At 52.7% G+C, this 24,764-nt stretch carries 18 protein-coding genes and 1 pseudogene; 12 read left to right on the forward strand and 7 right to left on the reverse strand.

Going from position 1 to position 24,764, the window contains the following annotated elements; genetic code table 11:
• Positions 1-11: 11 nt before the first annotated feature.
• The 3 genes from J4650_RS15285 to yhhY form a co-directional block, all read right to left on the reverse strand.
• A complete protein-coding gene (locus tag J4650_RS15285; protein ID WP_001066509.1) occupies positions 12-773 on the reverse strand; it encodes a glutamine amidotransferase in 762 nt (253 codons plus the stop codon).
• Between the two features lie 15 nt (positions 774-788).
• Complete coding sequence (locus tag J4650_RS15290; protein ID WP_000667440.1) at positions 789-2,003, reverse strand: PfkB family carbohydrate kinase; 1,215 nt, start codon at positions 2,001-2,003, stop codon at positions 789-791.
• A gap of 264 nt (positions 2,004-2,267) precedes the next feature.
• Positions 2,268-2,756 (reverse strand): N-acetyltransferase, encoded by a 489-nt coding sequence (gene yhhY, locus J4650_RS15295; RefSeq protein WP_001290278.1) that lies wholly within the window; start codon positions 2,754-2,756, stop codon positions 2,268-2,270.
• 466 nt (positions 2,757-3,222) lie between these two features.
• On the opposite strand from yhhY, the gene J4650_RS15300 reads away from it, so the two are divergent.
• The 5 genes from J4650_RS15300 (at position 3,223) to gntU (ending at position 8,454) form a co-directional block, all read left to right on the forward strand.
• Positions 3,223-4,260 carry an oxidoreductase gene (locus J4650_RS15300; protein WP_023993861.1) on the forward strand — a complete coding sequence of 346 codons (1,038 nt, stop codon included), beginning with the start codon at positions 3,223-3,225 and terminating at the stop codon, positions 4,258-4,260.
• 123 nt (positions 4,261-4,383) lie between these two features.
• Positions 4,384-5,079, forward strand: coding sequence for a pirin family protein (locus J4650_RS15305; protein ID WP_000639789.1), 696 nt, complete (start codon positions 4,384-4,386; stop codon positions 5,077-5,079).
• A gap of 370 nt (positions 5,080-5,449) precedes the next feature.
• Entirely contained in the window at positions 5,450-6,445 is a 996-nt protein-coding gene (gntR, locus tag J4650_RS15310) for a gluconate operon transcriptional repressor GntR (protein ID WP_000730239.1), read from the forward strand.
• A gap of 138 nt (positions 6,446-6,583) precedes the next feature.
• Positions 6,584-7,117, forward strand: a complete 534-nt coding sequence (gene gntK, locus J4650_RS15315) for a gluconokinase (RefSeq protein WP_000108342.1) — start codon at positions 6,584-6,586, stop codon at positions 7,115-7,117.
• Complete coding sequence (gene gntU / locus J4650_RS15320) at positions 7,114-8,454, forward strand: gluconate transporter (protein WP_000105950.1); 1,341 nt, start codon at positions 7,114-7,116, stop codon at positions 8,452-8,454. The genes gntK and gntU overlap by 4 nt, the downstream gene beginning before the upstream one ends.
• Here gntU and J4650_RS15325 read toward each other — a convergent pair.
• Positions 8,377-8,751 (reverse strand): annotated as a pseudogene (locus J4650_RS15325) (MarC family protein); the annotation flags it as partial. The gene gntU and the pseudogene J4650_RS15325 sit on opposite strands and share 78 nt — an antisense overlap.
• 126 nt (positions 8,752-8,877) lie before the next feature.
• Here J4650_RS15325 and asd point away from each other — a divergent pair.
• From asd to J4650_RS15360, 7 genes are all read left to right on the forward strand, one after another.
• Positions 8,878-9,984: an aspartate-semialdehyde dehydrogenase gene (gene asd, locus J4650_RS15330; RefSeq protein ID WP_000799940.1), complete on the forward strand. Its 1,107-nt coding sequence runs from the start codon at positions 8,878-8,880 to the stop codon at positions 9,982-9,984.
• Positions 9,985-10,330: 346 nt separating this feature from the next.
• Positions 10,331-12,517, forward strand: a complete 2,187-nt coding sequence (gene glgB, locus J4650_RS15335) for a 1,4-alpha-glucan branching enzyme (RefSeq protein ID WP_000098553.1) — start codon at positions 10,331-10,333, stop codon at positions 12,515-12,517.
• On the forward strand, positions 12,514-14,490 hold the full coding sequence (glgX, locus tag J4650_RS15340) for a glycogen debranching protein GlgX (RefSeq protein ID WP_000192491.1): 1,977 nt from the start codon (positions 12,514-12,516) through the stop codon (positions 14,488-14,490). Before glgB ends, glgX begins: the two co-directional genes overlap by 4 nt.
• A gap of 14 nt (positions 14,491-14,504) precedes the next feature.
• On the forward strand, positions 14,505-15,800 hold the full coding sequence (gene glgC, locus J4650_RS15345) for a glucose-1-phosphate adenylyltransferase (protein WP_000253994.1): 1,296 nt from the start codon (positions 14,505-14,507) through the stop codon (positions 15,798-15,800).
• Entirely contained in the window at positions 15,800-17,233 is a 1,434-nt protein-coding gene (gene glgA, locus J4650_RS15350; protein WP_001197669.1) for a glycogen synthase GlgA, read from the forward strand. Before glgC ends, glgA begins: the two co-directional genes overlap by 1 nt.
• A 19-nt stretch (positions 17,234-17,252) precedes the next feature.
• Positions 17,253-19,700, forward strand: a complete 2,448-nt coding sequence (gene glgP / locus J4650_RS15355; protein WP_023993863.1) for a glycogen phosphorylase — start codon at positions 17,253-17,255, stop codon at positions 19,698-19,700.
• 177 nt (positions 19,701-19,877) lie between these two features.
• On the forward strand, positions 19,878-20,633 hold the full coding sequence (locus J4650_RS15360) for an IclR family transcriptional regulator (RefSeq protein ID WP_000724553.1): 756 nt from the start codon (positions 19,878-19,880) through the stop codon (positions 20,631-20,633).
• A 43-nt stretch (positions 20,634-20,676) separates the two neighbouring features.
• Here J4650_RS15360 and J4650_RS15365 read toward each other — a convergent pair whose 3' ends face one another.
• From J4650_RS15365 to J4650_RS15375, 3 genes are read right to left on the reverse strand one after another with little or no spacing between them, the layout of a single operon-like run.
• Positions 20,677-21,582: a dihydrodipicolinate synthase family protein gene (locus J4650_RS15365; RefSeq protein ID WP_000192193.1), complete on the reverse strand. Its 906-nt coding sequence runs from the start codon at positions 21,580-21,582 to the stop codon at positions 20,677-20,679.
• A gap of 43 nt (positions 21,583-21,625) precedes the next feature.
• On the reverse strand, positions 21,626-23,341 hold the full coding sequence (locus J4650_RS15370; protein WP_000078493.1) for a dihydroxy-acid dehydratase: 1,716 nt from the start codon (positions 23,339-23,341) through the stop codon (positions 21,626-21,628).
• Positions 23,338-24,672, reverse strand: coding sequence for an MFS transporter (locus tag J4650_RS15375; protein WP_001518078.1), 1,335 nt, complete (start codon positions 24,670-24,672; stop codon positions 23,338-23,340). Before J4650_RS15375 ends, J4650_RS15370 begins: the two co-directional genes overlap by 4 nt.
• Positions 24,673-24,764 lie beyond the last annotated feature (92 nt).

Consider the following 24,764-nt stretch of genomic DNA (forward strand, 5'->3'; position numbering starts at 1 on the left):
TCCATTGTTTTTTATTTTCTGGCGATGAATTGAAGCGTGTTGACCCACAGGTCGGTATAAAACGGCCATGACATAAACTGCTGGGTTCCCCAGTGTGGGGAGCAGTCACTCATAAAGCAGGCGGTTTTACCCTGTTGGTATTCACCGAACACTAACAATGGGTCATTATTTATTGTTAATACGACATCGGCATCGTCTCTGGCGACGGCCTGGTTATATCCAAGAAATACCGGATAATCTGAGAACCCGTTAACAACAGGATGTTCAGGTGAGACAGCCTCAGCACAGATACCCTCGGGCTTTTCTACCCGGTCATCGCCATCAAGCATAATAACTGGCAGAACCTCAGCAAGAACGGTGTTCTTATAATTGGCTTTTGCCTCAATACCCATAAATGACAGATAACCGCCAATCATGAGTAGTCCACCGCCATTTTTGACGTACTCTTTAATGGACTCCAGAGCGTTTGGTTTTATTTTTAGCTGATAAAATGTCTCGTTTTGCAACAGGAAGGTATTACTACCAATGTCGCTAATAACAATCACATCGTAACGATTTAATTCGTCAATACTCTCTGGAAAGGCAATTTGTACCGTGTGGGCAGGCATGTAATCAATATCAACGCCGCCTTTCCTCAAGCATTCCAGTAACCATGTAGCGCCTTCTTCATATTTACTGGAGGTGAAACTGTCATAACCTTTTGAATGAATCATATGAATATGCCAGGATTCTCCAATAAAGAGCACCTTTAGTTTTTTCTGCGTATTGTTCATAGTCTGCTCCTTGATTTAGTGAGTAGAGATAGTTTGTTTGTAATGTGAACCCTGAATACGATGAAGAACGGAGTCGTTTTCCGGCATATCAGAGGCATTAGGCGTTTCAACCGCAAGTGAGGCAAATGCGCTGGCGTAGCACAATGCGGATGCCAGTGACTTTCCTTTTGCAAGACCAGATGCGAGGGCGCCATTGAAAGCGTCACCCGCTCCCGCCGTATTTTTTACAACTGCCGGAAATGCCGGGGAATAGATGAATTGTGTGCCATCATAAGCAAGCGAACCTTTGCTACCTAATGTAATAATGGTATTTTTGACGCCTTTCTGATGAATAATTTTGGCCGCGCATTTGGCTGATTCGATATCATTAACCGCCATATTGGCCAGCAGGCCTGCTTCCGTTTCATTTGGCGTAATATAGTCAATGTTATCAATGATGGTGTTAACCATGTCATTGTATGGCGCTGGATTGATGATGACCGGTATGTCATTTTTTTGTGCGAGACGAATTGTTTGCTGCAGCGCTTCGTAATTCGTCTCCAGTTGGACAAGAACAATATCTGAATGAACAATGGCTTCTTTCTGAATGGTGATTTCATCAGGGGAAATTGTCATGTTGGCGCCAGGGTAGATAGCGATGACGTTATCTCCGGTATCTCCATTCACCATGATGGTTGCTGTACCTGTTTGTGTTTCTTTGGTCTGGTAGATAACACTTTTATGGATTTTTGATGAGTTTATAAAATTAATGGCGTAATCACTAAAATGATCTGAGCCGACTTTAGTAATAAAATGCACATCAGAATCGGCATAGCTTGCTGCTAATGCCTGATTACATCCCTTACCGCCGGGTGAAAAAATAAATTTATCGGCCAGCAATGATTCTCCCGTTGAGGGTAATCTCGGTAGATAACTGATAATATCAACATTGAACGAGCCAATAACACATACATTATTTTTCATGGCAGAGAGACCTTTTTTTATTTTCTGCGCTGATTCATATTTTTCCAGCACATAAGCAATTTCATTTTTTGCGACGTTATCAAGAGAATCAAGGGTAATAAATGCACCACCATGACAGCGAGTAAGATATCCCTGTCCGGCAAGTTCATTGAGATCTGAACGAATAGTTTCCTTTGTTACCTTGAGACTTTTCGCCAGATTTGAAACTTTTACAACTCCCGAAATACTGAGTTCCTTCAATATTCTATGATGGCGTTCAAATTTCATTTTTTACCTCACCGTGGTTAAATTAGTCCCGGGAGGAGTATATTGTTGTGATTGTCACCATAAAGTGATGGCAGAAACCAAAAAAAAACAAAAATGTAATATTAATATTGCTAAAATTACGGAAAAAACGGTGATAAAGCTTAAAGTGGTAATAACCATGAAATTCAGATGGTTATTGTTTTGATATAGGGGAAGTAGGTTGCAATAACTGGAATGTTGTGAAGGTTTGTGACGTTTCGCCCCACAGGGTGGGGCGGGGAAGCGCTATTTCACGCGCGCCATAAAGTACGCATCAACGTACTCACCGTTGCGCAGGCCGTATTTCTTACCGGTGCCTTCGATTTCAAAGCCGTACTTCTTATACACCGCCACGGCGGGCTCGTTATCAACAAACACCGTTAACTCAATACGGTCAACGCGCAGCCAGTTATCGCACATGTCGATCATGGTGCGGATCAGCGCGCTGGCAATGCCACGATTGTGCCACCGGGCATCCACGCAGATACCAAAATCGGCCACGTGGCTGCGACGGGGACGTTGGGTGACCTGAATAGAAAGATGGCCAACGACAATATCGTCAATGCAGGCAACCAGTTGTTTAACCCCGGCTTGCTCGGTTAGCCGCGCCTGCCACATTTCGAGGGAAGGATGAGGAACCTGTAGCGTGTTGTGGTACACCTCCGGCTGGGCGTGGATCTGACGAATGGCGTCGTAATCTTTCGGTTCAGCGTGGCGTATCACTATTTCACTCATTCCTTATCTCCTGCAGGGGTAATTGTGTATTTACACTCGCTGAGAAAGAAAATTCCGTCAACCGCATTTTTTTGCAAAAAGAAGTAGACAAGTGCGAATGAGAATGATTATTATTGCCTTGCATTCAGGGGAACCCTACGGAGAACCTGAAAGCACGACATTGCTCACATTGCTTCCAGTATTACTTTAGCCAGCTTTTGCTGGCTTTTTTTTGGGGTTTTGTTTCAGCCTGGCTTACTTGTCATTTTGTCCCCGGGAAGTGCTCGTGCTCCTCACGTACATTTAGTACGCTCCGGGCCCTGCGCGCTTGCCGTGAACAAACGGACCGCGACGCCGACGGCCGATCTTGAGGCATCTGCTTTTGTAGGCCCGAAAAGGCTTCTCCGCATCCGGCAAAGAATCCAACATTCAGTCTCCTCACGCTTTGCGCTATGGTGTAAACAATCATCTTCAAAAGGATCGTCTCATGACCTTACACTGCGCATTTATTGGATTCGGCAAAAGTACCACCCGTTACCATCTCCCCTACGTTCTGAATCGGAAAGATACCTGGCATGTCGCGCATATTTTCCGTCGTCACGCTAAATCGGAAGAGCAGGCGCCGCAGTATTCGCATATTCACTTCACCAGCGATCTGGATGAGGTGTTGGGCGATCCGCAGGTAAAACTGGTGATCGTCTGTACGCATGCTGACAGCCATTTCGAATACGCCAAACGCGCGCTGGAAGCGGGTAAAAATGTGCTGGTTGAGAAACCTTTCACGCCGACGCTGGCGGAGGCAAAAGTGTTGTTCGACCTGGCGCGAAGCAAAGGACTGACCGTCACGCCGTATCAGAATCGGCGTTTTGATTCCTGTTTTCTCACGGCTAAAAAAGCGATTGAGAGCGGCAAACTGGGCAAGATTGTCGAAATTGAAAGCCATTTCGATTATTACCGCCCGGTAGCAGAAACCAAACCGGGCCTGCCGCAGGACGGCGCATTCTATGGACTTGGCGTCCACACCATGGATCAAATTATTTCGCTATTTGGCCGTCCGGATCATGTCGCGTATGACATTCGTAGCCTGCGTAATAAAGCGAATCCGGATGACACCTTTGAAGCGCAACTGTTTTATGGCGATTTGAAGGCTATCGTTAAAACCAGCCATCTGGTGAAAATCGACTATCCGAAGTTTATTGTTCACGGCACCAAAGGTTCGTTTGTGAAATACGGTATCGATCAACAAGAAACCAGCCTGAAAGCGAACATTATGCCCGGTGAACCCGGTTTCGCCGCTGACGAATCCGTCGGTGTGCTGGAATATGTTAACGATGACGGCGTGACCGTGAAAGAAGAGGTGAAACCGGAAACGGGTGACTATGGCCGCGTCTATGATGCGCTGTACCAGACGTTGACCGTCGGTACGCCTAATTACGTCAAGGAATCTGAAGTTCTTACCAATCTGGAAATCCTCGAGCGTGCCTTCGAACAGGCAACGCCTGCGACGATAACCCTCGCTAAATAGCCCTTACAGACTCCTCTGCGCTTATTCATTTTTTTTGAACAGAGGAGTCAATTTTCACCCTCTATGATCCCGGACGGAATGAGTCCACACTTATTCCATCGAAAACATCTGGGGGTGAACACAATGATCTACTTACGCAAAGCAAACGACCGCGGTCATGCGAATCATGGCTGGCTTGACTCCTGGCATACCTTTTCTTTTGCCGATTATTACGATCCGAACTTTATGGGGTTCTCGGCGCTGCGTGTGATTAACGACGATGTGATCGACGCAGGCCAGGGGTTCGGCACGCATCCGCATAAAGACATGGAAATTTTGACCTATGTGCTGGAAGGTGCCGTAGAACACCAGGACAGTATGGGCAATAAAGAACAGGTTCCGGCCGGTGAATTCCAGATTATGAGCGCCGGGACCGGCGTTCGCCACTCCGAGTACAACCCGAGCAAAACGGATCGTCTGCGGCTGTACCAGATCTGGATCATTCCGCAAGAAACAGGCATCACGCCGCGCTACGAACAGCGCCGCTTCGACGCCGCGCAGGGCAAGCAACTGGTGCTTTCGCCAGATGCTCGCGATGGTTCGCTGAAAGTGCACCAGGATATGGAGCTGTACCGCTGGGCGCTGCTTAAAGATGAGCAGTCGGTGCATCAGATTGCCGCTGAGCGCCGCGTCTGGATCCAGGTGGTAAAAGGTAACGTGACCATTAACGGTACCAAAGCGACGACCAGCGACGGCCTGGCGATTTGGGATGAGCAGGCAATCTCGATTCATGCCGACAGCGACAGTGAAGTGTTGTTGTTTGACTTGCCGCCAGTCTAAAAATACACGTCATCCTTCAAGCCGCATCTGTGTTGGCTTTATTACTCGGCCCATCCATAGGCCTCGCCCCTTCGGGGCCGCTGCGAGCAGCGTTCAAATCTGCTCCCGGCAGATTTGTCGCTCACCCCGGTCGCGTACTTAATGTACGCTCCCGGGGATTTACTGAGGGACATCCTTGTCCCTCACCAGAGGCAACCTTCGGTTGTTCAAATTCGTTCCTGACGAATTTGTCACTGCGTCGCCGCCTTGATGCAACTCGAATGATTTTGTGTATTTCTCACAATAAAAAAACGACTTTTTTTCTCTGCGAAGGTTCACGCACGTCCGTGGTAAACTGGGCAAATCTATCCCTTTTATACCTTTCAGGACGATGAAAAAGAAAAGACCCGTACTTCAGGATGTGGCCGACCGCGTGGGCGTGACCAAAATGACGGTCAGCCGCTTTTTGCGTAACCCGGAGCAGGTCTCCGTGGCGCTGCGGGGCAAAATTGCCGCTGCACTTGATGAGCTGGGTTATATTCCCAATCGCGCTCCTGATATCCTTTCTAACGCCACCAGTCGCGCTATCGGCGTGCTGTTACCGTCTCTCACCAACCAGGTTTTTGCGGAAGTGTTACGCGGCATTGAGGCCGTCACCGACGCGCATGGTTATCAAACCATGCTGGCGCACTACGGCTATAAGCCCGAAATGGAGCAGGAGCGCCTGGAGTCGATGCTCTCCTGGAATATCGACGGTCTTATCCTCACTGAGCGTACCCATACGCCGCGCACCTTAAAAATGATCGAAGTCGCCGGGATTCCGGTGGTGGAACTGATGGACAGCCAGTCGCCGTGTCTCGATATTGCCGTTGGTTTTGATAACTTCGAGGCCGCCCGTCAGATGACCGCCGCGATTATCGCGCGTGGTCATCGTCATATCGCCTATCTGGGGGCGCGCCTCGACGAACGTACTATCATCAAGCAGAAGGGCTATGAACAGGCGATGCGGGACGCAGGCCTGGTTCCTTACAGTGTGATGATGGAGCAATCTTCATCCTACTCTTCCGGTATCGAACTCATGCGCCAGGCGCGACGTGAATACCCACAGCTTGACGGTATTTTTTGCACCAACGATGACCTGGCGGTGGGGGCGGCCTTCGAATGCCAGCGCCTGGGGCTAAAAATCCCGGACGACATGGCGATCGCCGGGTTCCACGGTCATGACATCGGCCAGGTGATGGAACCGCGTCTGGCAAGCGTCCTGACGCCGCGCGAGCGAATGGGCAGCATTGGCGCGGAACGTCTGTTGGCCCGCATTCGCGGCGAAACGGTCACGCCGAAAATGTTAGATTTAGGTTTCACCTTGTCACCGGGCGGATCTATTTAGTCTGACAACTTTGAAGTAGCTCACACTTATTCACTTTTGGCACGAATGGTCATTGCGTCGTGAATGGTGCGGTTGGACAATGTTACCGATAACAGTTACCCGTAACAAATTTTGCAACTTGTAGAGTGGGGGCCCGCTTTGAGCACGACTAATCATGATCACCACGTTTACGTTCTGATGGGCGTATCAGGCAGCGGTAAATCCGCTGTCGCAAGCGCCGTGGCGCATCAGCTTCATGCCGCGTTTCTGGACGGCGATTTTCTGCATCCGCGCTGCAATATTGAAAAAATGGCTTCCGGCGAGCCGTTGAATGATGATGACCGCAAACCGTGGTTACAGGCGCTGAACGACGCCGCTTTCGCGATGCAGCGTACCAATAAAATCTCGCTGATCGTCTGTTCCGCACTGAAAAAACATTATCGCGACCTGCTGCGCGAGGGAAACCCGAACCTCTCCTTTATCTATCTGAAAGGTGATTTCGACGTCATTGAAAGCCGTCTGAAAGCGCGCAAAGGTCATTTCTTCAAAACCCAGATGCTGGTGACGCAGTTTGAAACGCTGCAAGAGCCGGGTGCCGACGAACGCGATGTTCTGGTGGTGGATATCGACCAGCCGCTGGAAGGCGTTGTGGCGAGCACCATTGAGGTCATCAATAAAGGCAGTACGCTGTGAGTACATTAACACTGGTTTTAACCGCCGTCGGTTCCGTCTTACTGCTGCTGTTTCTCGTGATGAAGGCGCGTATGCACGCCTTCGTCGCGTTAATGGTCGTCTCAATGGGCGCGGGGCTTTTTTCAGGGATGCCGCTTGATAAAATCGCCGCGACCATGGAAAAAGGGATGGGCGGCACGCTGGGCTTCCTGGCGATTGTGGTCGCGCTGGGGGCGATGTTTGGCAAGATTCTGCATGAAACCGGCGCGGTCGATCAGATAGCCGTCAAGATGCTTAAATCCTTTGGCCATAACCGCGCGCACTATGCGATTGGCCTTGCCGGGCTGATTTGCGCGCTCCCGCTGTTCTTTGAAGTGGCGATTGTGCTGCTGATAAGCGTGGCGTTCTCTATGGCGCGTCATACCGGCACAAACCTGGTGAAGCTGGTCATTCCGCTGTTTGCGGGCGTGGCGGCAGCCGCGGCGTTTTTGTTGCCTGGGCCTGCGCCGATGCTGCTGGCTTCCCAGATGCATGCTGATTTCGGCTGGATGATCCTGATTGGGCTGTGCGCCGCCATTCCTGGCATGATTATCGCCGGGCCGCTGTGGGGGAATTTTATCAGCCGTTACGTTGAGCTGCGTATTCCTGACGACATTACCGAGCCGCATCTGGGTGAAGGTAAAATGCCTTCTTTCGGCTTCAGCCTGTCGCTGATTCTGCTGCCGTTGGTGCTGGTAGGGCTGAAAACGATCGCCGCGCGTTTTGTGCCGGAAGGTTCCACCGCTTACGAATGGTTTGAGTTTATCGGTCACCCCTTCACTGCGATTCTGGTCGCTTGTCTGGTAGCGATTTACGGCCTGGCGATGCGTCAGGGGATGCCGAAAGACAAAGTGATGGAAATCTGCGGCCACGCGCTGCAACCGGCGGGCATTATCCTGCTGGTGATTGGCGCAGGCGGGGTGTTCAAACAGGTACTGGTTGACTCCGGCGTCGGCCCGGCGCTGGGCGAAGCGTTAACCGGTATGGGACTGCCGATTGCCATTACCTGCTTTGTGCTGGCGGCGGCGGTGCGCATCATTCAGGGTTCCGCGACCGTGGCGTGTTTAACCGCGGTCGGTCTGGTGATGCCGGTCATTGAGCAACTGAATTTCTCCGGCGCGCAGATGGCGGCGCTCTCTATCTGTATCGCCGGCGGTTCAATTGTGGTTTCTCATGTTAACGACGCTGGCTTCTGGCTGTTCGGTAAATTTACCGGCGCGACCGAAGCGCAGACGCTGAAGACCTGGACGATGATGGAGACTATCCTCGGCACGGTCGGCGCGATTGTCGGGATGATTGCTTTCCAACTGCTGAGCTGAGTCTTGTTGCCCGGTGGCGCGGTGCTTACCGGGCCTGGAAACGGGCACATATCGACACCGTAAGCCGGGTAAGGCGTAATCGCTACCCGGTTTTTTTATTGAGGTGTGCATGGCAATCGCCCAACGACGTTTTGCCTCGCCATGTTTCAGTACGCGCATAAAAACAGGCAAATTTCTACGCTGATCCATAATTAGGATCAATAAAACAGCGACGGAAATGATTCCCTTCCTAACGCAAATTCCCTGATAATCGCCACTGGACTTTCTGCTTGCGCGGTAAGGCAGGATAAGTCGCATTACTGATGGCTTCGCTATCATTGATTAATTTCACTTGCGACTTTGGCTGCTTTTTGTATGGTGAAGGATGCGCCACAGGATACTGGCGCGCATACACAGCACATCTCTTTGCAGGAAAAAAACGCTATGAAAAATGTTGGTTTTATCGGCTGGCGCGGAATGGTCGGCTCTGTTCTCATGCAACGCATGGTAGAGGAGCGCGATTTCGACGCTATTCGCCCTGTTTTCTTTTCTACCTCCCAGTTTGGACAGGCGGCGCCCACCTTCGGCGACACCTCCACCGGCACGCTACAGGACGCTTTTGATCTGGATGCGCTAAAAGCGCTCGATATCATCGTGACCTGCCAGGGCGGCGATTATACCAACGAAATTTATCCAAAGCTGCGCGAAAGCGGATGGCAGGGTTACTGGATTGACGCGGCTTCTACGCTGCGCATGAAAGATGATGCCATTATTATTCTCGACCCGGTCAACCAGGACGTGATTACCGACGGCCTGAACAATGGCGTGAAGACCTTTGTGGGCGGTAACTGTACCGTTAGCCTGATGTTGATGTCGCTGGGCGGTCTCTTTGCCCATAATCTCGTTGACTGGGTATCCGTCGCGACCTATCAGGCCGCCTCCGGCGGCGGCGCGCGCCATATGCGCGAGCTGTTAACCCAGATGGGTCAGTTGTATGGCCATGTCGCCGATGAACTGGCGACGCCGTCTTCCGCAATTCTTGATATTGAACGCAAAGTTACGGCATTGACCCGCAGCGGCGAGCTGCCGGTTGATAACTTTGGCGTACCGCTGGCGGGAAGCCTGATCCCCTGGATCGACAAACAGCTCGATAACGGCCAGAGCCGCGAAGAGTGGAAAGGCCAGGCGGAAACCAACAAGATTCTCAATACTGCCTCTGTGATTCCGGTTGATGGTTTGTGCGTGCGCGTCGGCGCGCTGCGCTGTCACAGCCAGGCGTTCACCATCAAGCTGAAAAAAGAGGTATCCATTCCGACGGTGGAAGAACTGCTGGCGGCACATAATCCGTGGGCGAAAGTGGTGCCGAACGATCGTGATATCACTATGCGCGAATTAACCCCGGCGGCGGTGACCGGCACGTTGACTACGCCGGTTGGTCGTCTGCGTAAGCTGAACATGGGGCCAGAGTTCTTATCGGCGTTTACCGTAGGCGACCAGTTGTTATGGGGCGCCGCCGAGCCGCTGCGTCGAATGCTGCGCCAGTTGGCGTAGTGGCTATTGCAGCGCTTATCGGGCCTGCGTGTGGTTCTGTAGGCCGGATAAGGCGCGTCAGCGCCGCCATCCGGCGGGGAAATTTGTGTTAAACCAGGGGTGCATCGTCACCCTTTTTTTGCGTAATACAGGAGTAAACGCAGATGTTTCATTTTTATCAGGAGTTAAGCAGAGCATTGGCTATTCTTTAAGGGTAGCTTAATCCCGCGGGTATTAAGCCTAACCTGAAGGTAGGACGACGCAGATAGGATGCACAGTGTGCTGCGCCGTTCAGGTCAAAGAAGTGTCACTACCTGATGTTGAATTCAGTGAGATGGAGTGACGCCACAAAACAGGATGACAAACCATGTCCAGTCGTATCGATAGAGACGTGATTAATGCGCTAATTGCAGGACATTTTGCGGACCCTTTTTCCGTACTCGGAATGCACCAGACCCAAGCCGGACTAGAAGTCCGCGCCCTATTACCTGACGCCACCGACGTATGGGTGATTGAACCCAAAACCGGACGTAAAGTCGGCAAACTGGAATGTCTCGACGCTCGCGGTTTTTTCTGCGGCGTTTTACCCCGACGTAAAAATTTCTTTCGCTATCAGCTCGCCGTGACCTGGCACGGACAGCAGAACCTCATCGACGATCCTTACCGTTTTGGTCCATTAATACAGGAAATGGATGCCTGGCTATTGTCGGAAGGCACCCACCTGCGTCCTTATGAAACGCTGGGCGCGCACGCCGATACGATGGATGGCGTCACCGGCACCCGTTTTTCCGTCTGGGCGCCTAATGCTCGTCGCGTTTCGGTTGTCGGGCAATTCAACTATTGGGATGGGCGTCGCCACCCGATGCGTCTGCGCAAAGAGAGCGGTATTTGGGAGCTGTTTATCCCCGGCGCGCATAATGGACAACTGTATAAATTCGAGCTGCTTGATGCGAACGGTAATCTGCGCATTAAAGCCGATCCCTATGCTTTTGAGGCGCAGATGCGTCCGGAAACGGCGTCGATGATTTGCGGACTGCCGGAGAAAGTGACGCCAAGCGAAGAACGACAAAAAGCCAATCAGTTTGATGCGCCGATCTCGATTTATGAGGTGCATTTAGGTTCATGGCGCCGCCATACGGATAACAATTTCTGGCTGAGCTATCGTGAGCTGGCGGATCAGCTTGTGCCTTACGCCAAATGGATGGGCTTTACGCACCTTGAACTCTTGCCGGTCAACGAACATCCGTTTGACGGCAGTTGGGGCTACCAGCCGACCGGCCTCTACGCGCCGACCCGCCGCTTTGGTACGCGGGACGACTTCCGCTATTTCATCAATGCGGCCCATGCGGCGGGCCTTAACGTCATTCTCGACTGGGTGCCGGGCCATTTCCCGTCCGATGAATTTAGCCTAGCGGAGTTTGACGGCACCCACCTCTATGAGCACAGCGACCCGCGCGAGGGCTATCACCAGGACTGGAATACGCTGATCTACAACTATGGTCGTCGTGAAGTCAGTAATTATCTGGTGGGTAACGCCCTGTACTGGATGGAGCGTTTTGGGATTGATGCGCTGCGTGTCGATGCGGTGGCCTCTATGATCTACCGTGACTACAGCCGCAAAGAGGGCGAGTGGATACCGAACGAGTTCGGCGGTCGTGAAAACCTGGAAGCCATTGAGTTTCTGCGTAATACCAACCGCATTATTGGCGAGCAGGTGCCCGGCGCGGTCAGCATGGCGGAAGAATCGACAGACTTCTCTGGCGTGACGCGTCCACCGGAAACGGGCGGCCTGGGGTTCTGGTACAAGTGGAATCTGGGCTGGATGCACGACACGCTGGACTACATGAAGCTGGACCCGGTGTACCGCCAGTATCATCACGACAAGCTGACCTTTGGTATGTTGTACAACCATACCGAAAACTTTGTTCTGCCGCTGTCGCACGATGAGGTGGTTCACGGCAAGAAATCCATTCTCGATCGTATGCCGGGCGATGCGTGGCAAAAATTCGCCAACCTGCGCGCCTATTATGGCTGGATGTGGGCCTTCCCCGGCAAGAAACTGCTGTTTATGGGGAATGAGTTTGCCCAGGGACGCGAGTGGAACCATGACGCCAGCCTCGACTGGCACCTGCTGGAGGGGGGCGATAACTGGCACCACGGGGTTCAGCGTCTGGTGCGCGATCTCAACCACACCTATCGCCACCATAAAGCGTTGCATGAGCTGGATTTTGATGCTTACGGCTTTGAGTGGCTGGTGGTCGATGACAATGAACGCTCGGTACTGATTTTTGTACGCCGTGATAAAGCCGGTAACGAGATCATCGTCGCCAGCAACTTTACGCCCGTGCCTCGCCACGACTACCGCTTTGGCATCAACCAGCCGGGACGCTGGCGTGAAATTCTCAATACTGATTCGATGCATTATCACGGTAGCAACACCGGCAATGGCGGCGTGGTGCACAGCGATGAGATCGAAAGCCATGGCCGTCAGCACTCTCTTAGCCTGACGTTACCGCCGTTGGCGACGATCTGGCTGATGCGGGAGGGGGAATGACGCAGCTTGCGATCGGCGAAGCAACGCCGCATGGCGCAACGTATGACGGTCATGGCGTGAATTTCACGCTCTTTTCCGCCCATGCGGAGCGCGTAGAGCTGTGCGTTTTTGATTCCCGAGGGAATGAGCGTCGCTATGACCTGCCAGGACGTCGCGGCGATGTCTGGCATGGTTATCTGGCAGGCGCCAGGCCAGGTTTGCGCTATGGCTATCGCGTACATGGCCCGTGGCAGCCAGCGCAGGGGCATCGGTTTAATCCGGCGAAGTTACTGCTTGATCCTTATGCGCGCCGGGTCGAGGGCGAACTAAAAGATCATCCGCTGTTGCACGGCGGACACGATGAACCGGACTACCGCGATAACGCGGCGGTGGCGCCGAAAAGCGTGGTAATCAGCGACCATTATGACTGGGAAGATGACGCCGCGCCGCGCACGCCGTGGGGAAAAACGGTCATCTATGAAGCGCATGTCAAAGGGCTTACCTACCTGCATCCGGAACTCCCCCAGGAGATACGCGGCACCTATAAAGCGCTCGGTCATCCGGTCATGGTGGCGTACTTCAAGCAGCTTGGCATTACGGCGCTGGAACTGTTGCCGGTGGCGCAGTTTGCCAGCGAGCCGCGCCTGCAACGTATGGGGCTGACCAATTATTGGGGTTACAACCCGATGGCGATGTTCGCGCTGCATCCCGCCTGGGCCAGTTCGCCCGAGACGGCGCTGGACGAGTTTCGCGATGCGGTGAAAGCGCTGCATCGCGCGGGGATTGAGGTCATTCTGGACATCGTATTAAACCATAGCGCCGAGCTGGATCTGGACGGTCCAACCTTCTCCCTGCGCGGAATTGATAACCGTAGCTATTATTGGATAAGGGACGATGGCGATTATCACAACTGGACGGGGTGCGGCAACACGCTCAATTTAAGCCATCCCGGCGTGGTGGAATACGCGTGCGAGTGTTTGCGCTATTGGGTGGAAACCTGTCATGTCGATGGTTTTCGTTTTGATTTGGCGTCCGTCATGGGGCGCACGCCGACGTTTCGCCAGGATGCGCCGCTGTTCGCCGCGATTAAAGCGTGTCCTGTGTTATCAACGGTCAAGCTGATTGCTGAACCGTGGGACATTGGCGAGGGCGGCTATCAGGTCGGGAATTTTCCGCCACCGTTTGCCGAGTGGAACGACCATTTTCGCGATGCGGCCCGCCGATTCTGGTTGCCGCGTAACCTGACGACCGGGGAGTTTGCCTGTCGTTTCGCCGCTTCCAGCGATGTGTTTAAACGCAATGGCCGCGCGCCCGGCGCCTCTGTCAATCTGCTCACGGCGCATGACGGTTTTACGCTCCGGGACTGCGTCTGTTTCAATCAGAAACACAATGAGGCGAACGGTGAGGAAAATCGCGACGGCACCAACAGCAATTACAGCGACAATCATGGTAAAGAAGGATTAGGCGGTCCGCTTGATTTAATGGAGCGGCGGCGCGACAGCATTCATGCCCTGCTGGCGACGCTACTGCTCTCTCAGGGAACGCCGATGCTGCTGGCAGGCGATGAACACGGCCATAGCCAGCACGGCAACAATAACGCCTACTGTCAGGATAATGCCTTAACCTGGCTGGACTGGCAGCAGGCAAATCGTGGGTTAACCACGTTTACCGCCGCGCTGATTCGTTTGCGTCAGCAGATACCGGCTTTAACCGGCAATAGCTGGTGGGAAGAAGGCGATGGCAACGTGCGTTGGCTAAATAAAAACGCGCAACCCTTGAGTGCGGATGAGTGGCAAAACGGGCCTAAGCTGATGCAAATTCTGTTGTCGGACCGTTTTCTGATTGCGATAAATGCCACGCTTGAGGTGACAGATATAGTTTTACCCGAAGGGGAATGGCGCGCCGTTCCCCCATTCGCTGGAGAGGATAATCCGGTGATAACGGCGGTCTGGCAGGGACCTGCGCATGGACTGTGTGTGTTCCAGAGAGGATAAAAAAGGAGTTAATCATGGTGAGTTTAGAGAAGAACGATCGTGTAATGTTGGCGCGCCAGCTGCCATTGAAATCTGTTGCCCTAATCCTGGCCGGCGGCCGCGGCACGCGTCTAAAAGATTTAACGAACAAACGCGCCAAACCAGCCGTCCACTTTGGTGGGAAGTTCCGCATCATCGATTTCGCCTTATCTAATTGTCTGAACTCCGGGATTCGCCGTATCGGCGTGATCACTCAGTATCAGTCCCATACGCTGGTGCAGCATATTCAGCGCGGCTGGTCACTGTTTAGCGAAGAGATGAACGAATTTGTCGATCTGCTGCCAGCCCAACAGCGTATGAAGGGCGAAAACTGGTATCGCGGCACGGCAGACGCGGTGACCCAGAACCTGGATATTATTCGTCGCTATAAAGCGGAATATGTCGTCATCCTGGCAGGCGATCATATCTACAAGCAGGACTACTCGCGTATGTTGATCGATCACGTTGAAAAGGGCGCGCGTTGCACGGTGGCCTGTATGCCGGTGCCGATCAAAGAAGCGACGGCGTTCGGCGTGATGGCGGTCGATGAAAGCGACAAGATTATTGATTTTGTCGAAAAACCGGCGAATCCCCCCGCAATGCCTGGTGACGCCAGCAAAGCGCTGGCCAGTATGGGCATTTACGTTTTTGACGCCGATTACCTGTATGAATTGCTGGCGGCAGACGATAAAGATGACGCATCCAGCCACGATTTCGGTAAAGACATTATCCCCAAAATCACCCGCGAAGGTATGGCTTACGCGCATCCTTTCCCGCTCTCCTGCGTGCAGTCCGATCCACAAGCCGAACCGTACTGGCGCGATGTAGGTACGCTGGAAGCTTACTGGAAGGCGAACCTGGATTTAGCCTCGGTGACGCCGGAGCTGGATATGTATGACCAGAACTGGCCTATCCGTACGCATATGGAATCGCTACCGCCTGCGAAATTCGTGCAGGACCGCTCCGGTAGCCACGGTATGACGCTGAACTCGCTGGTCTCCGGCGGCTGCATTATCTCCGGTTCGGTGGTGGTGCAATCTGTGCTCTTCCCACGGGTGAGAATAAATTCTTTTTGTAATATTGATTCGGCAGTGTTGTTACCTGAGGTTTGGGTAGGGCGCTCCTGCCGTTTACGTCGCTGTGTTATTGACCGTGCCTGTATTATCCCGGAAGGCATGGTGATTGGTGAAAATGCGGAAGAGGACGCTCGTCGTTTCTACCGTTCAGAAGAAGGTATTGTACTGGTCACGCGTGAAATGCTGCGCAAACTGCAGGTCAAACAGGAGCGATAATGCAGGTTTTACATGTATGTTCAGAGATGTTCCCCCTGCTGAAGACTGGGGGGCTGGCGGATGTGATAGGCGCGTTGCCTGCGGCACAAATTGCGGATGGTGTTGATGTTCGCGTTCTGCTTCCAGGGTTTCCCGATATCCGTCGGGGGATACCCGATGCGCATGTGGTGAGCCGCCGCGATACGTTCGCAGGTAAGATATCGCTGCTGTTCGGGCATTATAACGGCGTGGGCATTTATCTGATCGACGCGCCGCATCTGTACGAGCGTCCAGGCAGTCCCTATCACGATACGAATTTATATGCCTATACCGATAACGTGCTGCGCTTTGCCCTGTTAGGGTGGGTCGGCTGTGAAATGGCCTGCGGACTTGATCCATTCTGGCGCCCCGACGTGGTGCACGCCCATGACTGGCACGCCGGGCTGGCGCCCGCCTATCTGGCGGCGCGCGGGCGGCCGGCGAAATCGGTCTTTACCGTACACAACCTGGCCTATCAAGGCATGTTTTATGCAAAGCATATGGATGACATCGAACTGCCGTGGTCATTCTTTAATATGCATGGGCTGGAGTTCAACGGACAACTCTCCTTTTTGAAGGCCGGTTTGTACTATGCCGACCATATTACGGCGGTGAGCCCGACCTATGCGCGTGAAATTACTGAACCGCAGTTTGCTTATGGTATGGAAGGCCTGCTGCGCCAGCGGCATCTGGAAGGGCGCTTGTCCGGCATACTGAACGGCGTGGATGAGAAGATCTGGAACCCGGAATCCGATCTGCTGCTGGCGTCGCGCTACACGCGCGATACCCTGGAAGAGAAGGCGGAAAACAAACGTCAGCTACAAATTGCGATGGGGTTGAAGGTTAACGACAAAGTGCCGCTGTTCGCCGTGGTAAGCCGTCTGACCAACCAGAAAGGTCTGGATCTGGTGCTGGAGGCGTTACCGGGGCTGCTGGAGCAGGGCGGGCAGTTGGCGCTACTCGGCGCGGGCGATCCGGTGCTTCAGGAAGGGTTCCTCGCGGCGGCGGCGGAACACCCAGGGCAGGTTGGCGTACAGATCGGCTATCACGAAGCTTTCTCGCATCGCATTATGGGCGGCGCGGACGTTATTCTGGTGCCCAGTCGTTTCGAACCGTGCGGCTTAACGCAGTTATATGGCTTAAAGTATGGCACGCTGCCTCTGGTGCGGCGTACCGGGGGGTTGGCCGATACGGTCTCCGACAGTTCGCTGGAAAATCTGGCGGACGGTATCGCCAGCGGTTTTGTCTTCGAAGACAGTAACGCCTGGTCGTTGCTACGCGCGATTCGGCGTGCTTTTGTGTTGTGGTCACGGCCTTCGCTTTGGCGGTTTGTACAACGGCAGGCGATGGCGATGGATTTTAGCTGGCAAGTTGCCGCGAAATCATACCGCGAGCTGTACTATCGCTTGAAATAGTCATCCAGGAATCATTTATATGAATGCTCCGTTTACTTATGCATCGCCCACACTCAGCGTTGAGGCGCTTAAGCATTCTATTGCCTATAAGCTGATGTTTACGATTGGTAAAGACCCGGTCATTGCCAATAAACATGAATGGCTGAACGCCACGTTGTTCGCGGTGCGCGATCGTCTGGTGGAGCGCTGGCTGCGTTCTAATCGAGCCCAATTATCGCAGGAAACCCGGCAGGTTTATTACCTGTCGATGGAGTTTTTGATTGGTCGTACCCTCTCTAACGCGCTGCTCTCGCTGGGCATTTATGATGACGTTAAAGGCGCGCTGGAGGCCATGGGCTTAGATCTCGAAGAGCTGATCGATGAAGAGAATGACCCAGGGCTTGGCAACGGCGGCTTAGGACGGCTGGCGGCTTGCTTCCTGGACTCGCTGGCGACGCTAGGATTACCGGGTCGCGGGTATGGCATTCGCTACGATTACGGCATGTTTAAGCAGAATATTGTCGACGGGCGGCAAAAAGAATCTCCGGATTACTGGCTGGAATATGGCAACCCGTGGGAGTTCAAGCGCCACAATACACGCTATAAAGTGCTTTTTGGCGGGCGCATTCAGCAGGAAGGTAAAAAAGCGCGCTGGATTGAGACGGAAGAGATTCTGGCCGTCGCGTATGATCAGATCATCCCCGGTTACGACACCGACGCCACTAACACACTGCGGCTGTGGAATGCGCAGGCCAGTAGTGAAATCAACCTCGGTAAATTCAACCAGGGCGACTACTTTGCGGCGGTGGAAGATAAAAACCACTCTGAGAACGTTTCACGGGTGCTCTACCCGGACGATTCCACCTATTCCGGACGAGAGCTACGCCTGCGCCAGGAGTATTTTCTGGTCTCGGCGACGGTGCAGGATATCCTGCACCGTCATTATCAACTGCATAAAACCTATGAGAATCTGGCGGATAAAATCGCCATTCACCTCAATGATACGCATCCGGTGCTGTCAATTCCTGAGCTGATGCGCCTGCTGATTGATGAACATAAATTTAGCTGGGACGACGCGTTTGAGGTGTGCTGTCAGGTCTTCTCTTATACCAACCATACGCTGATGAGCGAGGCGCTGGAGACCTGGCCTGTCGATATGCTGGGGAAAATTCTGCCCCGTCACCTGCAGATTATCTTCGAGATTAACGACTATTTCCTGAAAACGTTGCAGGAGCAATATCCCAACGATACCAGCCTGCTTGGACGCGCGTCGATTATTGATGAGTCGAACGGCCGCCGGGTACGGATGGCCTGGCTGGCGGTGGTGGTCAGCCATAAAGTCAACGGCGTTTCTGAACTCCATTCCAACCTGATGGTGCAGTCGCTGTTCGCGGATTTTGCGAAGATTTTTCCGACCCGTTTTTGTAACGTCACTAACGGCGTTACGCCGCGCCGCTGGCTGGCGCTGGCAAACCCGCCGCTGTCTGACGTGCTGGATGAGAATATTGGCCGTACCTGGCGTACCGATCTTAGTCAGCTCAGCGAGCTGAAGCAGCATTGTGATTATCCGCTGGTCAATCATGCGGTGCGTCAGGCGAAGCTGGAAAATAAAAAACGGCTGGCGGTAGTGATAGCGCAACAACTGAATGTGGTGGTGAACCCTAAAGCGTTATTCGACGTGCAGATTAAGCGTATTCACGAGTACAAACGTCAGCTGATGAACGTGCTGCATGTCATTACCCGCTATAACCGCATTAAAGAAAATCCGGAGGCCGACTGGGTGCCGCGGGTGAATATTTTTGCCGGTAAGGCGGCTTCCGCCTATTACATGGCAAAACACATTATTCATCTGATCAACGACGTGGCGAAAGTGATTAACAACGATCCGCAGATTGGCGACAAGCTGAAAGTAGTGTTTATCCCGAACTACAGCGTCAGCCTGGCGCAGGTGATCATTCCCGCTGCTGACCTGTCTGAGCAGATTTCGCTGGCAGGGACAGAAGCTTCCGGCACCAGTAATATGAAATTTGCCCTGAACGGCGCGCTCACCATTGGTACGCTGGATGGTGCGAACGTAGAGATGCGGGAGCATGTCGGCGAGGAGAATATCTTTATCTTCGGTAATACTGCCGAAGAGGTGGAAGCGTTGCGCAGGCAGGGTTATAAGCCTCGCGACTATTATGAAAAAGATGAAGAGCTACATCAGGTACTGACGCAGATTGGTAGCGGCGTCTTTAATCCGGAAGAGCCAGGCCGTTACCGCGATCTGGTAGATTCGCTGATTAACTTTGGCGATCACTATCAGGTGCTGGCGGACTACCGCAGCTACGTGGACTGCCAGGATAAGGTGGATGAGTTGTATCGTCGCCCGGAAGAATGGACGACGAAAGCGATGCTCAACATTGCCAATATGGGCTACTTCTCATCGGACAGAACCATCAAAGAGTATGCCGAAAATATCTGGCATATTGATCCGGTGCGGTTGTAGCGGTTTAACGCTTGAGAACGGGGCCAAACGGCCCCGTTTTTTATCGTGGTATATTCGGGGGGTATGCCGATATTCGTCTGCTGAATCTGTTAGCGGCACTTGGTCTCTGTCATGGAAAAAGGGTTGAGTACTGGTGTATAGTATTAGCAGAAAAATCCATAATTAATTGATAATAATATGAAAAAGATTACGACATCTATTCCGGCTCTCGATAAAATTATGCGCGTATTTGCTTACCTTCTGGAGTGCGATGGCGCAACGTTTACCCAGATCCATCAAAATTCAGGGATTGCGAAAAGCAGTACCTCATCTTTGCTCAACGGCATGGTGGAGCATGGGTTATTACGCCAGGAAAAAGACAAGTATTATCTGGGGCTACGCCTGTATGAATTAGGTAATAAAGCGGCAGAACAGTATGACATTAAAAAAATCGCGTTACCGATTCTTGAAGAGATTCGCGATAACACCGGCCTGACCTGCCATCTTGGCGTTCTGGAGGGCGATGCCCCTATTTACCTTCTGAAAGTCGAAAGCCCACAGGCTATTGTGATTCGAAGCTGGGAGGGCAAGCGCCTCTCATTACATAGCTCAGGGCTGGGAAAGGTGCTGATTGCATGGCTTAGCGGGGAAGAGCTGGAGGAGTTGCTGCCTCCAGATCAGATATTAACGCGTTTTACGGATACGACGATCACGGATGTGAATATCCTTAAGCAGGAGTTAGCAGGAATTCGCCGTCGCGGCTGGGGTTATGATAACGAAGAAGACTCCCTTGGCGTGCGCTGCATTGCGGTGCCGGTATTCAATACGCAGGGGAAAGTGATCGCCGCCCTGAGCGTATCCGGCGTTACGTTCCAGATCCCCGATGATAAACGCGAGTCGCTTGCTACGCTGATGATGGATGCCAGCCGTAGCCTGACGCGTCTGATGTGCTGAAATAAAAAGACACAGCGGGCAAGAAGCCCGCTTTCGTCATCGCTTAAAGTCCCGCACGCTGTAAGATCTGCTTCAAATTCGAAATATGTTCTTCATTTGCCGGCAAAACGGGGGGCATTACATGAGTTGAAATATCGACTCCGCTAAGCTGAATTGCCTTTTTGATTATCCCGAAGAAAGGTGAATCCAGGCTGTAAATAGTGGAAAGCGCGGACAGCCTGCGCTGTAATCCGAACATTGTCTCATACTCTTTTTCACACCACGCGCGGTAGATCCCGCAGGTTAGCTGCGGCGCAAAGTTCGCTGTCGCTGGGATCCCGCCGTTGCCGCCTAAGATAAGCGTATCCATCATATATTCATCATAGCCGGAGAAAATAACGAAGTCCGGACGCACTGGCCTGACATTATTGATGATTTCACGAATATGGCTGATATTATCAACGGTATCCTTAATGCCGATAATATTGGGGTGATCTTGCGCCAGCCGGGTAATTAAATCAACGCTAAGGTCCTGTCCCGTCAATGCTGGAAAGTTGTAGAGAATGACCGGGCTTTTTATGTTATTAGCCACGGTTTTGAAATGATGATAAATATACTCATCGGTCAATCTGGCATAGTAGGGATTGAGTACCAGCACGGCATCGACTTCGAGTCGGTCGGCATGTTGACCATACTCAATCACTTCCTGCGTGCTGGTGCTGCTAATACCTAATAGTACTGGAATACGGCGGTTAATATGACGGACGCAAAACTCTGCGGTTTCCAGACGCAGCGCATTGGTCATATGGCAAAATTCCCCTCCACTGCCCAGCAGTAATACGCCATTGACCTTGCTTGCAATAAGATGATCCAGCAAGGTTGCCATGCCGACTTTATCTAACTCTCCCTGCGCATTAACAATGGTCGGAACTGGCGGAAATACGCCGTGAAATTTCGTAATCTGAGTCATGTATTGATCCTTAAAACAGGCGAGCCGTAGCCCGCCAGGGATATTATTTAAGCCAGGCTCCGGCCATTAATGATGTTGCATTAGCGGTGAACTGTTTAAAGACGCCGCGACGGTTTGAATAATCAGGTTTCTTCCAGCTTGCTCGACGCTCTTCAAGACAGCGGCGTATTTCCTCTTCTGTTTTAGGCATCCCGTCGATCCCTACAATATTGAGCTTGCGGCCTTTCACATCCATTTCGATTAAATCACCATCTTCCACCAGGGCAATCGGCCCGCCATCAGCGGCTTCTGGCGAGACGTGTCCGACACATGGCCCGCTGGTCGCTCCAGAGAAACGACCGTCGGTAATCAATGCGACTTTTCCGTCGAGGCGTTTGTCATACACGATGGCATCGGTGGTCATCAGCATTTCCGGTGCGCCAGAGCCTTTTGCGCCTTCGTAGCGAATGAAAATGACGTCGCCGGGTTCGATATGGTTATGGATGATGGCCTGCTGAGCGTCTTCTTCGGAGTTAAAGACCCGAGCCGGACCGGTATGGTGGTGCATATCCGGCGCACAGGCCGCGTATTTAATGACCGCTCCTTCAGGCGCGATGTTGCCTTTCAGTACCGCAATCGACCCTTTTTTGGTGGCATTTTCTGGTTTACGGATTACCGCCTCCGGACTGACTTTGTAATTGTTGAGGTAACCGTGGTTGCGGGTAAAGAAGCCGGATTGATGGAGCATTTCCAGGTTGTCGCCGAGCGTACGGCCAGTCACGGTAAGAACATCAAGATCCAGATAATCGCGCAGATACCATTGCACCATTGGCACGCCGCCTGCGAACCACATCATTTCGGTAACGTATTCACCGCTGGGCTGAATATTGGTCAGATAAGGGATTTCGTTATTGATCCGATCAAACAGTTCGGGCTTCAGCTCCCATCCGAGTTCATGAGCGATGGCCGGAAGGTGGATCATCGCATTGGTGCTGCCACCAATAGCGGCATGGACTTTGATAGCATTTTCAAACGCCGCAGGAGTCAGGATCTTATGGGTGGTGATATTTTTCTCCGCCAGATACAGCGCCTGGTGGCCTGCGGTTCTGGCAACGCGGCGAATTTCCGCCAGGGTCGATGGCAGCAAAGCGCTGCCTGGCAGGGCCAGCCCCAATGCCTCCGACATGCACTGCATGGTACTGGCCGTTCCCATAAACTGGCAGGCTCCGGCGGTGGGGCAACCGCATTGCTGCATGGCTTCCACTTGCTGAATGCCGATTTCGCCTTTCTTCAACTTAGCAGTGATCCCGCCGAGGTCAGAAGTACTCATATTCGGTGCCGGACGCATAGAACCGCCGGGAATATGCAGCAGCGGCAGGTTCAGGCGTGCGGCGGCAATCAGATGCGCCGGGATAGATTTATCGCAGCTTGAGATCAGAATACCGGCATCATAAGGCACCACTGAGGCATGAATTTCGACCATGTTGGCAATGGCTTCGCGAGATGCCAGGATGTAGTTCATCCCATCGTGGCCCTGACCCCAGCCGTCGCAGATATCCGTCACATGGTGACGGACCGCGCGCCCGCCGCTTTCATGAACACCCAGCACGGCTTCATCGCCCAGTTGGTTAAGATGGAAACTGCCCGGATGACTTTCGCCATAGCAATCATCCACCAGGACCTGCAGTTTATTGACATCTTCTTTGCTGTAATTCATTCCAAGACGCAGGGCGTCGAGCTGCGACCACAGGTCGCGAGCATGTTGACATTTTTGGCTCATTTGGCGATTCCTTCCTGTTTAAGTGACGCACCCGGCGTCGAGGTGTTAGGTGTGTTACTGCTACCTGCAGGACGAGCGGTAACAGAAGGTAAGCTGAAAAGCAGTCCAACGGCGATAAGCAGGGCGGCAACCAGTACGGTCATTCCTGCTGTTTGCGAGAACGTCACCGTTAACAGCCCGACGAGGTACGGACCGATAAAGCCGCCAATGTTGCCCAGGGCGTTGATCGTGCCGCGCACGCCGCCCAGAACGTTGGGGGCGAAGAGTAATGGCGGCAGCGTCCAGAATGGACCGGCATAGGCTTGCAGGAAGAACCCGCAAATAACCATCATGCCGTAGGCGAGCCAGACGTTATCTTTCAGTAATAAGGAGAGGGCGAGGCAGACCGCGAAACCCAGCAGAGGAATAGCCGTGTAAAGGCGGCGATTCATCGTTTTATCACACCATTTGGCGATGTAATACTGACCGATGATGCACAGAACGTAAGGCGCCGCAGTGAGTACCCCAACGATGGTCATGCCGCTGCCGGTCAGGTGTTTAATCAGATTTGGCATCCATAGCGCGAAGCCATAGAAGCCGACCTGTACGAAGAAATAGATACCGACAAGCTTCCACAGGTTGATGCTTTTTAATACGCCGCGAATGCTGCTTTGTTCTCCGCCAATACTCAACGCGCGATCGGCCAGCAATTTTTGTTCGATCCAGGCGCGCTCTTTCGGATCCAGCCACTTTGCCTGATGCGGGTGATCGGAAACCAAAGGTAGCCAGACAAAGAGCAGTCCCAGAGAGAGCAAGCCTTCGATGATAAACATCTCCCGCCAGCCGTAGGTTTCAATAAGCCAGCCGGAAAGCGGCCCGGTAATAATAGAAGCGACGGCCAGGTTCATCTGGAAATAGGCGATAGCCCTGGCGCGCTCCTCATTTGGGAACCAGTGGCCAATCAGCGCCAGAATGGCGGGATACACAGCACCTTCTGCCACGCCGAGCACAAAGCGAATAATCAACAACTGCGTCGGTGTCTGAACAAAACCGGTCAGCAGGGCAAAGCCACCCCAGGCGACGATTGTCCAGGCAATTAACTTTTTGGCGCTTAGCCGCTCGGCTATCTGACCGCCGGGAATTTGCAGGAAGATATAACCAATAAAGAAGATCCCGGCGACCAGACCGGCAAAAGAAGCCGTCATGCCTAAATCTTCATCCATGCCGCCTGCGATCCCAATGGCGATATTGGTCCTGTCCATATAGGCCACGATATAAACGAGGATCGTGGCTGGAATAATATGCAGCCAGCGCCCTCGTGTGGTCGGTTTCTCTATTTCAATGCTCATCATTGCATCCCTTTAGTATCAAAAATTTGTTCTGTATATGGAACTACTGTTCTGTATATTGACACTATGCCGACGTATTCATACAGCGTCAATTC

It is taken from the genome of Salmonella sp. 32120201201600049SM (genome assembly GCF_017572835.1).
Lineage (GTDB): Bacteria > Pseudomonadota > Gammaproteobacteria > Enterobacterales > Enterobacteriaceae > Salmonella > Salmonella enterica.